7 protein-coding genes are annotated in these 15226 nt (G+C 38.6%); 1 reads left to right on the top strand and 6 read right to left on the bottom strand.

Annotated elements, in window-relative coordinates; translation table 11 throughout:
* Positions 1–23: 23 nt before the first annotated feature.
* Together ACYQ3L_RS06545 and ACYQ3L_RS06540 are read right to left on the bottom strand one after the other, a co-directional pair.
* Positions 24–2102, bottom strand: a complete 2079-nt coding sequence (locus ACYQ3L_RS06545) for a fibronectin type III domain-containing protein (protein ID WP_379994333.1) — start codon at positions 2100–2102, stop codon at positions 24–26.
* A 28-nt stretch (positions 2103–2130) separates the two neighbouring features.
* Positions 2131–6579, bottom strand: a complete 4449-nt coding sequence (locus tag ACYQ3L_RS06540) for a hypothetical protein (RefSeq protein WP_379994334.1) — start codon at positions 6577–6579, stop codon at positions 2131–2133.
* Between the two features lie 273 nt (positions 6580–6852).
* Here ACYQ3L_RS06540 and ACYQ3L_RS06535 point away from each other — a divergent pair, with 273 nt between their 5' ends.
* Positions 6853–8403, top strand: coding sequence for an IS5 family transposase (locus tag ACYQ3L_RS06535; protein ID WP_459952245.1), 1551 nt, complete (start codon positions 6853–6855; stop codon positions 8401–8403).
* A 381-nt stretch (positions 8404–8784) separates the two neighbouring features.
* On the opposite strand, the gene ACYQ3L_RS06530 is transcribed toward ACYQ3L_RS06535, so the two are convergent.
* The 4 genes from ACYQ3L_RS06530 to ACYQ3L_RS06515 all read right to left on the bottom strand — a co-directional run bounded on the left by ACYQ3L_RS06530 (position 8785) and on the right by ACYQ3L_RS06515 (position 15151).
* Entirely contained in the window at positions 8785–9435 is a 651-nt protein-coding gene (locus ACYQ3L_RS06530) for a hypothetical protein (protein ID WP_379994064.1), read from the bottom strand.
* A gap of 44 nt (positions 9436–9479) precedes the next feature.
* The gene (locus ACYQ3L_RS06525) at positions 9480–11414 is read right to left on the bottom strand and encodes a hypothetical protein (RefSeq protein WP_379994063.1); all 1935 of its coding nucleotides are present in this window, start codon (positions 11412–11414) and stop codon (positions 9480–9482) included.
* Between the two features lies 1 nt (position 11415).
* Entirely contained in the window at positions 11416–13179 is a 1764-nt protein-coding gene (locus ACYQ3L_RS06520; RefSeq protein WP_459952366.1) for a hypothetical protein, read from the bottom strand.
* A gap of 88 nt (positions 13180–13267) precedes the next feature.
* Positions 13268–15151 (bottom strand): hypothetical protein, encoded by a 1884-nt coding sequence (locus ACYQ3L_RS06515; RefSeq protein WP_379994061.1) that lies wholly within the window; start codon positions 15149–15151, stop codon positions 13268–13270.
* Between the last annotated feature and the right edge of the window lie 75 nt (positions 15152–15226).

The following is a 15226-nucleotide window of genomic DNA, read 5'->3' as shown; positions in this document are numbered from 1 at the left end:
TTTTGTGTCAGGTTTTTAAGGTTTTAATAATTTACAACAATTGTCTTTGTTTTCGATGGCCTGCCCTCATCGGTAATATATAGAATCGTATAAGTATAATTATTCCCTGCGGACACATTCTCATCCGTAACCCGTGTTTCATCCGGCTCCAATTCTTTCCATAAAGCCATCTTTTCATCTTCGGTAGCTTTGTATATCCTGTACAATTTTGCTTTTTCATGTTTTTTCCATGATAATTCGATATAACCTTTATTGGAATCAGCATAATAGGTCAATCCTGAGACTTCATTGGATGCTGTATTCGACTTGATTTCAATTTCAAGGGGCTGCGGAGAAAAAGATTTCTTCCCGTCAGCGCCATAAGCGACCAGACTGTAACGGTATTTTCCCGCTACAGGGATTTCATCCGAGTAAGACGTTGTATTATAATCACCTGAAAATACTGTCCTGGTATATTCCGGGTTGTCAAAATTCGTCCGGATCAGTTTATAGGTTATATCCGGATGTCCGGGGTTTGGGGTCCATTCAATAGCAACTTTATTATCCGGCAATAATTTATACCCGGTAATAACAGGCTCGTCCGGGGTCTTATTATTGGGCTTGACGGCTTTGACCGGCATACATGGCGCCGATTCATTATAGCGCTCATCGATAGCTGTCAAGCTATAATAGACATAGCTATTACCCAAATCAAGGGAAAGCGTATCGGCATAATGGTTTCGGGGAATAAATTCCGGTGTTACGGATGATTTCTCCTCGTTTTCCGTAAAAGAACGCAGGATGCGGTAACCCAATAAGTCCGGTTCCTGATTCTCAACCCAGGATAAACGGGCAACTCCCGTAGAGTCTATCCCGACTTTCAATCCTGTCGGGACAGCAGGAGGAATGGAATCTACCTGCCTCAGCAAAAACGGGAAAGACTCCGTTTTACGCCCATCATTGGCTTTTACCTGTAACTTAACATACGATCTGGCATCGGTTAACGGAAAATCCAGTTCCCTTTTATCCAACGGGATATTGTCTAATAGAGACTGGTATTCCCCGTCTATATCTTTTGATACCGACAGGCTGAACTTATCGATCAGGCTGCTGTCCTCACATTCAAATTCCCAATAAATCTTCGCGCGGTCTTTTCCTATGAAATCCCCACTGTAAATATAAGGGATACAACTTAAAGCTTTTTCTCCTTTTCCGCTGACTTCTTCACTACAAGGCCCTGTCTCATCGAATCCGGTCAGTCCGGTCACCCGGTAGGTATAGACGGTTTCATTGTTTGTAAGGCTGTCGGTATAGAAAATTTCCTTCATTTCACCGTCCAGTGCGGTAACTGGCAGTTCCGTTATCCTTTTAAAAGTACCACCCTCTTCTTTACGCTCTATATGGTAAGAATGGTAGGTATCCGACAACAGAGTGTAGTTCCATGACAGCATCGCGGTCTTGTCTCCAAACAGAGCATTTAACCCGATGGGCTTGGGCAGTTCCTTTTTATCTTCCAATCCTAAATAGACTGCCGCAGTATCTCCCTGTAACCTTTCCGGACGGTTCAGGTAAATACGGTACAGGTAACGCTCGTTGTCTCTTACCGTATTATCCGTCCATGCCCAGCCGGCCAATACTGCTGCCTTATAATCGTATTCGGCCATAAAGACCGAAGTGGAAAAACGCTGTTCCAACTCGTTTGCCTGGTTAATAATACTGCCGATATCATTATTCCCCGAAGCGCTGAGCTCAAAGTCTTCACCGTAAAAAGCCTGTGCGATGACGGCTGCATAATCCGACTTATTGGCATATTCTTCCCAGTCTGCCAAAGCTCGTGGTTTTAAGTTTTCCACAAATATTGTCTCTCCGGGAGTTTCCTGCCACCGATTATCAATCATTACAGTGTAACGCTTGACTGTATATCCGTATTTAATTCCGTCAGACCATGCCCTTGTATTTCCCGGGGACCAGCGAAGTTTTATTTCATTCTTATCTGTAACAAAACCTTTGGCCCGAAAATTCTCTATTGGTGTAGCGGTGACATTATATTCCTGAGCTGATAATGTAATATTATTCTGTACAAACTGTAACAAGAATAAATATATAATAAGTTTTTTCATCATTCTGTAATTCTATAAATGTGTAAGATTATTATCGCCAGTCCAGTGTATTTATATAATCCATCTGCCTGGTAGTTCCCGCTTTTCCGCCCGGAAGGTTGTACCGGAAGGTTGTTTTATAGTTCCCCTGCCTGATAAACAGGAAGTGGCTGTTGATCAACGGCATCAGCGGCTGCATATTAATACCCTTATCGAATGAATTCACTGCTTTTGTCCTCAGTTCGTAATAATCTTTACTGTAATAGTACGGCAGCTCATATACAAACGGCAGTATCTTCGACATAAAATCGTTAAAGGCATCCCCGGATATATAGCCCAGGTACCCGTCATACAATGGGAAAGCTCTGGACGGAGGTACACCGTACTCATTTACATCCCTGCCGGTAATGGTAATGCCTTTTTGCGGATACCAGTTATAGACTAAAGGCGCGATGTCTTTTGTGTAATAATCATTATCCATCGCCGCTTCCGCAGATATCAGAGGTGCTCCCGCGGTATAACCGTTACCGGTAAGCTCCGTTTCATCGAAAGCTTCGTAGCTATCCCTCGATTTAAGGAGCAATGAGCGTACATCCGTATTTACATAACGGGATGTCGGTTCCAGCTGTAATACAGACAGTTTTTGACCGAAAGTATTGTATTGGCTTGTCCGGAAAGGGTATTTCAACACTTCCAATACGCCGTCCTTTGTTATTTTTTGTGCAGCCTGCTGCATATAGTCTACAGAGAAGGATTCTCCTTCTGCATCGGTCAATGTGCCGATCGTTTTCCGTGTTTCTGACGGTTGTCCGGTTTGCCCTCCCGTGGAGGCGGCAAATACCAGTTCATAGTCTGTCTGGTTTACGATATCAGGCAGGGAATAATTAATACGTGAATCCGAACTGCTATATCTGAAAGCCGCCTTTGCCATATTGCCGTTTTTCGCTGAAAAATTAGCGTCATAGGTGAAGTTATCAGGGAACAGGTAGCTTTGCCCTTTTTTTAGCTGCACATAGCCGGCATTTGTCTCTTCCTTAAAGAAATTCCGCTGTCCTACAACCGGATAACAATATGAGATATTAGTAAGCGGGATATAATTGGGAGCGCCGCCTGTTTTAAAAGAGGCTTCCTTCGACTCCCTGGCTATATTCCCGTTTTGTGAAACCACAGACCAGCTTCCCCCTTTGTATTCTTCAAAATTGACCGAAACGGATACTTTCATATCATTATACGGAGGCAATATCTCTTTTGACTCAAATGTGGCCGCATCATTAGCCTTATTCATTTTCACCTTGCCTTCAACCTTTTGGTTTTTACTGTCTGTTATATAGAAGTCGGCAAGTTTTATCCGGTAGGATTTAATATTCCCGTTGTCGTCCTCGATATCGAAAGGTTCGCCTAAAGGCATATTGAAGGTAGCCTGCGGAGACAGGAATACATCTACATCCGTATCTTTATCGTATGGGGTCAGGTCTGCGATCAAAGGCATGTCCAGAGGGGAACTGTCCCCGTTGATGGCTACCAGCTTGCAGTCGTTGCCAAAGCTCATTTTCATTTTCATATTGGCTTTGATCAGGCCTCCCAGTACATTCAGTCTGACGGCCAGTTGTCCGCCTACCCAGGTCGGATTCGGAAGCCTTGCCTGCAACAAGGCGGCCGTGGAGCCTTTAATGACAGTAATTTTCTTTTTGATAAACAGGAGTTTGATTTTAACGCCCAGTTCACCCGACAGGTAGGCATAGCACTGCCCGTTGGCATACCAACCGTCCATACCGACAGGAGTATTGCTTCCTTCACAGGCATAGTTACTCATATCACGGAGCATAATATCGAAGCCTGCCCCGGCCATAAAGCGGGCGTACAGGATCAGAAAAGTCATATCCCCTGTATCAAATGAGAAGCGGGAACCGAAAGCGACTCCCTTGCCCGCCGCCGTCAGGTCCGGGCTTTTCATATAGTCCGCCTCCTGCGGGGTGATTCCCAGTATATCGATGACTTCTTTGGGAACGACCGGGTTTTCCAATTTGTCACCAAGCATAAAATAGGACTGCGTACTTAAGGATAGCGGCCCCAGTCCAAGTTTTAGTCCAACCGGATTATTGGGCGTACCTACATGAATATACCAACTCTGAGGAGAACAGTGGAGTTTGGCCCAGCCTGCCTCATTATTGTTGCCTGTCCCGCGCAAGATGCCACCCGGCGCATAGACCATCACCCTGAAATCGGCATCGAAGGTCTTCGAAGGGAAATCATAGTCCATGGCCATATAGGCATTGATTGCCCCTGACAGTTTAAGGTCGGGCAATATCTTTTTAGTTATATCCGAGCCGGACATATTACCCGGCAGCTTATCCGTTAAACTGTTGCTGATATTTTCGACCTTTGCCTGCGCATTCTTATGCATGTCACCGAGCTTGCCGAGTTTGCCGCTCATATCAAGCGGTGACATAAACTGTGCGCTGCCGTAAAAGCGGATATTCTTTATTCCCCCGGAGGACAGGAAGTTCATTTCAAAAAGGGCATCTCCGTTCAGGGCCAACTTGCTTCCGACATGATATGAAACTCCGGCCTTCAGGCCTAATGATACTTTGTCATCCGGCGCATAGGCCTGGAGCTTGCTTCCTACGGCAGGCGACATCCTGTAGTAAGCGCCTCCGGTAAACCCGTTCAGGAATACCGGGCCTACAGGGATATCTGTTCCCTTGAATTCTGCCTGCCCTTCTACATACCAGTAACGGAAATCCTTATTGCCGAAGACGGAGGTAACCCCGACTTTCAGGCCTGATGATAAGGCGCCGAAAGTCGCCTGTATATACCCTCCGAAATAATTCCCGTATATGGGGTGGTCTTTTTCTATGCGTATCTCCCCATCCAGGCTAAAGCCTGCCAGTTGGGTGTTCTCAAGTTTAATGGCTCCGATATTAAGCCCCTTGAATTTCCAACGACCGTCTGTATACTGTGAGGCTAATTCCAGGCGTCCTCCTGCCGCTATTTTCTCCTGCATCAGGTTGACTTTGATATCGAATCCAAGCGTAGCCAGATCGTTAGCCGTTTTAAAGCGTATATCACTTATTGTGACAGGAAAATTGTTCAGTTTGACTTCCCCGCCGTATTCGACGGATTCCACCGAAAAGTAAGGAGATTCGGTAGCGAATGCCAGCTTTTTGAAAACGACCTGTTCCATCTTAAGACCATCCTTATCAATACCCATCGAGCCGTTTAAGACGAGCTTCGGGCTAAAACGCCTGTCCTTCACCTGCATCAACAGGTAGGAAGTCGGATCAAGGCGCATTTGGGCTTGTCCGAATATGTCAAAAGAGAGGTTTTCTCCCAGGCCGACCTTGAAGAGGTATTCATTATTGGATATGTATGCTTCATAAGGTCGCGGCTGGCTTTTCTCCGAGATGGGGATATTGATCTGTCCGCCGAAACCAAAACCCTTGATATTATTCGCTAACAATGACAAACGGAAATCTTCTACCGAGAATCCCCAGCCCGAAGCGTCTCCGTATTCCAGCGATAATATATTTTTACCTGTGATATCACCTGTGATGCCATTCTCGTCTATCAGCAGGTGTGATGCTTCCAGGATGATCCTTTGTCCCGATTGTTTATTCTTAAACTGTTCCGGAAAGGTTAATGTAAACCGGTCAACATACAGGCCCCGCCATAAGTCGGGGTCGGGTAATGTAAAATATTCTCTGAAATATTGAGGGTCAGGAGTAAATGATATGGGATTTTTCAGATCACTTAAATCCAATGTCGCCCTTGACAGACTGAACTCAAAACCTTCGGCTCCTTTTATTTCGAAGGCAGGAAGCGAAATTTCTGCGATCAGATCGTTCCAGTCATGGATAACGGTTTTAAAACTGCTTGTAACGGGCTTGCTTCTGTCGGATACAAGGCTAAAAGTATTTTGATTCAGTATTACATCGGCGTCGATGGATAGTTCTTTGAAATTACCATTACAGTCAAGGGAGACATAGGTATTGGATTCAGCCCTTCCTGTACTGTCATTCAGGCTGCCTTTAAAAACGACATTTCCCAAGTTACCAAGGGAAAGGGGGATATTATTCAATAAGGATAATTTAACATCTCCAACAAGATCTCCTGTATTGGTTATTTTAACATCTGTGGCTCCGAATAATAATTCCTTATCCTGTTTGCTACCTGACTGCGGGATACGCATCTTCATCAGGAGTGTTAATTTCCCGTATTGATTTCCAAAACGCACATTGGTGATAGCCAAAGTAAATGGTATATTCCCCACGATCTTCTTTATTCCCACAGGCAGGTTGTAGGCTGTACCGGCCTGTTCGCCTGTCCCAATATTCAGGTTATCAATGAAACGGTTTTGAGACTCTATAATTGCAAAGTCTTCCTGTGCCTTGTCTGCTTTTGGTAAGGATTGGGGAAAAAGATTTGGCCCCAAATAAAAGAAAAACAAAGAAATAAAAAGAGCTTTTTTATTTATCAAAAATATAGATAAAGAGAACGGCATATTATGTAATTCTTGAGTTCAGTGTTTGGTTATTTAGGATAATTTTTCATTATCACGGCACAAAAGTCAAAAGTAGTAAAAAATTTTAACAATTATCTTTTTTGTAAAAAAAAATTAAATTAAACTTATTTTAAATGATTAGTATATTACGATGCTTTCTTTGTGAAAGCAATTTTTACACCTTCACCTATAATTAGGGTCTGCTGATAAACTGATAATTCGTTAAGGATGAGTGAAAATACTTATATTTGTTTTTTCCAAATGCAAGGATATATGAAGAAACAGCGCAAAAGTCGTGCACTTAGTCCCAATTATGCGAGTCCGAATCAGTTGGTTTTATCGGGATTTGAAAATCCATTCGATCAGCAACTCGATCCGGGAAACCGTTGGGTTGTATTGTCCCATTTGATTCCCTGGGATGAGATTTGCAATCTTTACCTCAAACATGTAGGGGTTAGTTCAACGGGTCGACCGGGATTGAGTCCTCGTGTGGTTTTGGGTTCTCTAATGATCAAGCATCTTTGCAATTTGGATGATCGGGAGACAGTGAGTCAGATTTCGGAAAACATCTATATGCAATACTTTCTGGGGTACTGTAGCTTCACCCATGAAGCCCCATTTGATGCTTCACTGTTTGTGGATTTACGAAAACGCTTGGGTCTAGATACGATCAATGCGATCAACGAGCGGATTGTTCAGTTGAAGACAGGGATGGAGTTTGTGAAAAAAGAATCGGATAAAGACGATTCCGGCATTGATCCTGATGAGGATTCCTTATCCGGTGGCTCAGCGAACAAAGGCCGGATCATTTTTGATGCTACTGCTTGTCCACAGGATATTGCTTATCCAACGGATTTGAATCTGCTCAACGAAGCTCGTGAAATATCGGAAAACCTGATTGATCAGCTCTATACCCATCTGTTACATGATAAAAAGCCGCGTAGCTACCGCAAGGTTGCTCGCAAACGCTATCTGAAGACAGCCCAGAAGAAGAAAAAGAGCAAGAAAGAGATCAGAAACTCCGTTCGCATTCAATTGGGGTATCTCAAGCGGAATATAAATTCTATCCATCGGTTGCTGGATGCTTATCCTAACCTTCCCTTAAAGAAGAAGGATCGGAAATATTTGTATGTTATCCAGACCTTGTTTGATCAACAGTTGTACATGTATAAGTCCAGGACGCATACAGTGGAAGACCGGATAGTAAGCATCCATCAACCTCATGTACGCCCCATAGTCAGAGGAAAGAGTCAAGCCAAGGTAGAGTTTGGTTCCAAGATACATGTTTCCATTATTGATGGCATCTCGTTTCTGGATGAACTTTCCTGGGATGCTTTTAACGAGGGAAGTCACATGGAGCACTATGTTGAAAAGTATCGTGAACGGTTCGGATGCTACCCCCGCGAAGTACTCGCTGATCAGATTTACTGTAGTCGTCCCAATCGGGTTATGCTCAAGGAAAAAGGCATCAAACTTTTAGCAAAGCCACTGGGCAGGCCTTCGCCCATGTCAATTCATGTAAGTCCGGGAGAGCGTAATCCAATAGAAGGAAAGTTTGGACAAGCCAAAACAGGTTATGGCTTAAACCGTATCAAAGCCAGACTCCGACAAACAAGCGAATCATGGATTGCCTGCATCTTCCTTGTGCTAAACCTGGTCAAATTGGCGGGGATGGCACTCCCGTGTCTTATTCAGAACTTATGGTTTAGTTTTTCAGCATTGCTGTTGGAGATAATCGCTAATAAATCGGATGGACGCAATAATAGTTATCGGAACCGGGAAATAGCGGACGCAAACCGAATTAAATATGAATTGGTCTGCTGAGTTTTTCAGCAGACCCTAATTAATAAATCGCTCTTTATTATTAGCGCAAAGTAAAGAACAGAACTTTGCCATTTCTCAACCGTTAGCGGTCAAGAAAAACATTCTTGTAATTGGTTTATTTTCAATTATTAAGAATAATAACAATTTTACACAATGAAATTTATCTGTCCTAGTCGTCTTATGACAAAATCCTCATTGTAGATTATATCAATCTTTTCCTGTGTTAGTATTTCCTTGTCCACAGAATCAAAATGTACCCTAAAATCTGGTATGGTCACTGACAAATAATGACTATCAGATCCATATATTAGCCAATATAACTAAGCATTAACAAGCATAACCTGAATCCTTCATACTATTTCTCGGGTAGGCATTCTCTATTTAAAAAGAGAAGCCAATACCTCCTGTAAATCTTATTCCACTCCAATCAACCAACGCTTCTTTAGGTTTTAAATCTTCCACTTTAACTTTAGCTACAAAATCATACCCTAATGCAATGTGCATATTAATATTTTTGGTAATATAATATTTTGCTCCTGCTTGTATGAGAAATGCAAAACTTGTGTTTGAATATTTATCATCAAATGAGTCTAACTCTTCATCTTGAACTATAAAGAATCCTTTATTTTTGATCTCAGAAAAATAAAGACCTGGAGAAATCTCCCCAAAGAAAGAAAAAAGAGCCTTTTCTTTGTCATTTCTATATGTATAAAAATAATTTTTATAATATACTCCGGCCCGTATACCATTTACAATAAACCGGTTAGAATATTCGCCTGAATAATCCTTCAACGACAGTTTCGCTCCCGTTGAGCTATATCCTCCCCCTTTTAAGCCGAATTCATGCATATCAAATCTGTAACCTATATCTACGATGTGAATTACTTGATTAGTAGAAAAATCATCAACACTTTTTGCACCGATAATAAATGCAGGAGGTGATTGTTGTATGGTTTTCATCAGACTTTTCATACCATCCATATTATGTGTAGCATAACCCAAAGAATAACTTGCGGTGAATTGTGCTTGCATATATATGCTACACAGTATTGAGATAATTAAGAAAGTATATTTTTTCATTTTTTCAAATAATTAGTTATGTTTAGATAATAAAGTTTTTTTTGATCGCTCCCTCCTGATTTTAGAAACAAATCATCAAAAAGGTAGTCTGAGTCAGAGTTGGTTAACGACAAACGCTCTTTGTTCAATATTGTATCAAAAATGGTACATTTTGACCCATGCACTGCTACTACGTTTCCAGTATATGGATCTGAACATCTATAAGAACAGCGTTTCTTTTCAGATTTAGCACCATTCTCTACATTTACGGTATACATTTCATTATTGTACATTCCCGGAGAAAGTGTTATGATCAGCTGGTTAGATATTTTCTCATTAAAATTGATATTTTTAGGATCGTAGCTCCCCAATCCATAACTAGAGCACTCTTCTGTATACAGTAAAGAAAACGCATTCTCTGAAAACTTATAAACTAACGCTCTAACATCATTATATACACATACATATTGGCCATCTCTGGATACAACAATGTTATCCCACATATTTTCTAAAGATAAAGAAGAAATTAATTTTCTTGACTTCAAATCATATGCATAGAGTATACTTTTTATATCGCTTTCGTCCTCTTTTATAGTTATTTTCGGACAAATAAATACAACATCATTCGTGCCAAGATAAGCATATTGATAATTTAGTACATCAGTTGATTCGAATTGTATCTTCTCATGATTTTTAAAATCGTAGCTGATTAAATCAATCCAATCATAATTCGCGATAAATATTGTAGACGTTTTTTCGGAACAAAATGCATGGATTCTCCAATTTGAAGGCATTGTGTTTGATATCTCCGTATTATTAATCATCTCAAGAGTCTTCCTATTATAAGACCATATTTCATCTTTATTTTTGATAAATAAGATATCATTGGAAGTATCTACGAAAGCTATATAATCATCATAGTTTTTATCTCTTGTAATTAGACTCTGGCTATATAATTCATCATAGTGCATAGGCATATTTCTACTGATAGTATTAGCACTCATCGGTAGAACATAAAGCTCCACCCACTCCCCAAAGGAACTCAGAGGGAAAATTCCAACACCATGTTTTGTCGAGAAACTTGCTAAATCTTCAATATCAAAATAGTTATTTGTTCCCTCATAAATTATATCACCATAATATCCACTAGCAAATGCATATTTAGATTTATATTCATTTTTTGGCCATGATATTCTCGCCGAGTTTATGCCTGTATATTCAAACTTAACAGAATACTTAGGAAAATCTATGGAGATGGTATAATTATCGACCCAAGGTTTTCTATAGCTTTCTTTGAAAAAGGTTTCTATCCTGTAATGTAAATAACCAAATACAGCACGTGTGTCAATGAAAACTGTTTGATTCGGATTGGTTATTTCTTCCACATATTCCGTGCGGTCGTGATAATATGTTATCCGATATTTCTCTACTGTATATTGTTCCAACTCTGGTTTACTCCATGTTAATTCAAAATAATCATCATTGTTTTTATGATGAGAAATATTTTGAAGGCTTAGGTTTGCATCCGGCACAAAAATAATATTATATTCAAATCTGCCAATGTAGCTTTCTAAACCTAGTTTTCCGGCTATGCTTTCAGAGCCAGAGTCAACTTTGACATCAAGTATAAGTTTTTCTTCGGTTCTGCTATTATAGCCTTTCGGATCTAACAGGATATAACCATCAGAAGAAAAGAACTCTTTATTACCTAACATGAATTTTTGTTTTAATATATTCCCTTCGGGAAGATTCAGATCATATTTCAGTTTTGTTTCCTGATATATATAAATCGTCGCTCCTGATGGTAAATTTAAAAGATTGAACGTTATTTCCTTCTCTTCTGTTTTGGGGATACCAACAAAACAGACTTCATCTTTATCATATTCGCATCCGGTGAAAACGAACAAGATAATATAGAGTAATAATATAAATATTATGCTAACATTCTTCATATCATTCAATATATGGCTTCAAATCAACATAATACAACACGCCACTCTTGCTGGTAGTAAGTATATTGTCGAAGAGTCTCAGATCCCATACTCTACTCACCGGGATCGAGTATATTTCTTCATTCAGATCAGGACTAAGTATAACCAGTATATTGTCATTCTTTATGTATGCTACATTTCCGGTGAAGGGATCTTCGGTCATAAATTTACCGGCAATGTAAGCTGTTTTGTTTTTAGTCAATGCATTCATCCTGTAAAATTGTTCTTTTTCTACTATATAAAGTTCTTCATCATCAACTTTGCTAAAAATACATTCTTCAAAGTTGATAGGATAAGTGGATATTGAATTTACATTGAGCATCTCAATATTATCAAAACTAAATATTTGAATATAGTTGTCCTCCGATACCGAAAGGTAAGTTCCATCCTTCGACATAGATCTTTTCGCATAGTTTCGAAGGATATCCGGCCCTTCACGATACATTAATTGATTATTTGATAGATTATAAACATTAGTCCAATATCCGTCAGGATCAGTATATCCAAATATTAATTTTCCATCTTTCCGGGCATGCAAAACCGATAGATTATTTAGTGTAACCCCTCCCCAATTTATATAAGACTGCAATTTCATATTTCTGTCATATATGTTGATCTTGTAATCTCTTGTTATATAGAATAGTTTTTCAAAGTATTCGGAATAATACATATATTCTCTTGACCAGTCCCAATCAAAGCCTGTGTTAACATATCTATCCGGTATAGTTTTCATTGTTGTTATATCAACAGCATAGAGCACGTATTGATCTTTAACATAGAGTTCTTTATGCTTTAAATCGTAGGCTATTTCTCCAGAAAGATATATATCCTTAACTCTGCTAGATTGTAACAGCTGAGTAGAGTAAGCCGTTGATGAAATGTTTCCTGTATAATTAGCCGGATAGATATGTAATTTTATATCTTTATATATAGGGAAATTATAAGTTTTGCTTATTTCTGCCTCGGTATTGCCCTTGCAGTCAATTATAGTACCATCCTCTAATTCCAATGCATAGTTACAGTTATACATGTGTTTTTTCCACCATACTTTGATTTTATCAAAGCCTATTGGCTCTGAATCCAAGCCTCCTGACGGATATTCTATCTGAACGGTGTGGTAGTCCCATAATTTTTCGATTTTATTATTCTCAAAATATGTCAAGATCAAATAATCCTGTTTCCCTAATACATGTGATTCATCAACAAAGAAAGGATCTTTCGGGTCGGTTATGGTGCTTAATAACGTTTCTTCGTATCCATTGAGTTTATATACTTCATATTTACTTACCTGTAGTTGCTGTAGATCAAGAGGTTTCCAGCTAACTTTCAAATTTCTATCCTGGGTGATCGTATTTTCAAATTTCAAGGATAAATCAGCATAATGAATAAATTTGATCTTATACTTAAACGATCCTAAATATTTTTCCAATCCAAGATGTTCCGCAATACTATGTGTTCCGGTTTTTAACTCTACATTTATAGTTAAATTTAATTCTTCGACTCCTCCGTAATCCGAGGGATCTAAATAAAGGATTCCACTCCCCGGTAAATTCAAATCTTTATCTCCCAGTTTGACTTCATACTTAAGAAGGGTTTTTCCTTTCAGATCAGCATTGCACGAGACCTTGGTCTTTCGATATATGTATACCGTTTCTCCATTAGCCAATCCATCAAGATTTATGTCTACTGTTATTTTTTCCGGAGGTGTAAGGTCTTCATAGTACACCTCGTCATTATTATATTCACAACTGAATTGAATTGCAAATATGAATAGAGTGAATAAGACTTTATATTTATACATAATTTAGGTATTTCTATAAGGGTAAGTCTAAACGATATGCCATCACATCATTAAAGGTTAACCTGCTATTGAAGAATGAATTATTACCAGATGTATAATAATTGAACGGTATTCTAATTAATTTTTCAGACAATGTTTTATCGTATATATTTAAAAGAAAATTTTGATTGTATTGCTCATCCAGACAAGCAATGTTACCGGTAATAGGATCTTGATATAAAAATTTACCTTTTTTTGAATTTTTATTGGTAAGTGACTCAACATCAAAAATTACAGTTTCTGTATCTCCTCTTAATATTAACTCTTTCGGATTAGAATAGCTAAACTGACAAGCTGGATATCTATAGTCGGCATTTGTATAAGAGTATATTTGTACAGCTTTGTCGTCCTGTATTTCATAGATAATGAGATGTGCCTTATAATAATCACATAAATATTTTCCGTCAGGGGATACGGCAATCTGAGATTCTCTATTTTGTAATCTTTGTCTAAAGATTTCATTTCCTGTTTTACTGTTCAATACTATACAAGACCTTTCGTAGTTAGTATCTCCCAGCCAAAACAAATCATGATAAAACAACGTGTAATTGTCGCATAAATAAATAGGATCGGAATGGATATTTATTTTTTGGATTTGGAGTGGATTTTCAAAGTTGCTATTATTATATATAAAGATATCGGATATACTTATTGGTGTCGGATACATATATTTATAGATAGCAATCTGTGAAGTTTTTGCAGAAACAGACATATACATTCTATCAAAATAGCCAATCTCACGCAGCAAAAGGTCTCTTTTCTTAGAAGAATCAGATATAGAGTATATGCTCAATTCATCGTGATAGAGATAATAATATTCATTTTTAGAGATATTCCACGCTTGAGGAATTCCCGAATATTCCTCGGCAAGGTACCAATAATAATCGCACTCGATAAATACACCCTTTTCATAGTCATCATATGGCATGTTGAAAGGTAATATATATAGCTTAAACCGACTAGCATCAGATGGGAATCTGAATCGTTGCATTTTTACTTTTCTTTGATTCTGACCACACTCTATTTTTGACCCATCTGCTCCAATAATCAAATACTTACACTTGTATCCGGTATTATCCCACGATACATTCATCGATTCATTGTCTAGGTATTCATAACTGAATTTAGGATTGGTTTTAAAGCCATAATATTCCGGACTAAAGTAATCTACCTTCAAGGATTCATAATCAACATCGTTATTCTTATAGTAGACATATAACTCATAGGTTTTATAACCCCATGTGTAGCTTCTATCTATATGACTAGTTTGTTTAGTATCCGTTATTATTTGTTTTACTTGTTCTTTTTTAATGTCATCGGTATAGATTAACTCATATCTTAAAAGCTTTGCATTGTCAAATACGGGTTCATCCCAATCGAGCTGCAAGTAACCTTCTTCCGATTTTCCTCCACGAAGATTCGTTTTAAAATTCTCTTCAAGTTTTACAAATTTAACATCATACTCATATTTTCCCACATACTTCTCATATCCAAGATGATCTGCGATACTTCCTGTATGTGTTTTTAATTGAATATCAATAGTTAATTTTCTGACAGAGTTATCTGCTAAAGGACGCAAACGAATGCTATTTTGATCAATCTCGGCATCGGCGTCGATTGATATCTTAAAGTCGAATATATCCTTCCCTTTTGTATCTATCTTATATGTCAGTTTAGTATACTCATATATGTAGATTATATTATCAGGAAGAACATGAGACAGTTCAATCTCCAGTTCTACCTTATCTTTTGGAGGCGCTAGCTCTTCAAAGTATATCGGATCTTTATCATATTCACAGGAATACAATAAAATTAGAAGAAAAGTTAATAAATAAAATATCGTATTATTGTTTTTCATAGGAATAGTCAATAGTTAGTCTCATTATTTGAGTATAAATATAGCATTTGTTTCGATATCTTAATATAAATTAAG

This window comes from Dysgonomonas termitidis (assembly GCF_054657735.1).
Note: the sequence above shows the minus strand (reverse complement) of the source record. Positions and strands in the feature narration are given on the sequence as shown.

Coding starts and splice junctions, on each gene's coding strand:
- ACYQ3L_RS06545 (WP_379994333.1), bottom strand. CDS start 2,102: ATGATGAAAAAACTTATTATATATTTATTCTTGTTACAGTTTGTACAG.
- ACYQ3L_RS06515 (WP_379994061.1), bottom strand. CDS start 15,151: ATGAAAAACAATAATACGATATTTTATTTATTAACTTTTCTTCTAATT.
- ACYQ3L_RS06530 (WP_379994064.1), bottom strand. CDS start 9,435: ATGCAAGCACAATTCACCGCAAGTTATTCTTTGGGTTATGCTACACAT.
- ACYQ3L_RS06525 (WP_379994063.1), bottom strand. CDS start 11,414: ATGAAGAATGTTAGCATAATATTTATATTATTACTCTATATTATCTTG.
- ACYQ3L_RS06535 (WP_459952245.1), top strand. CDS start 6,853: ATGAAGAAACAGCGCAAAAGTCGTGCACTTAGTCCCAATTATGCGAGT.
- ACYQ3L_RS06540 (WP_379994334.1), bottom strand. CDS start 6,579: ATGCCGTTCTCTTTATCTATATTTTTGATAAATAAAAAAGCTCTTTTT.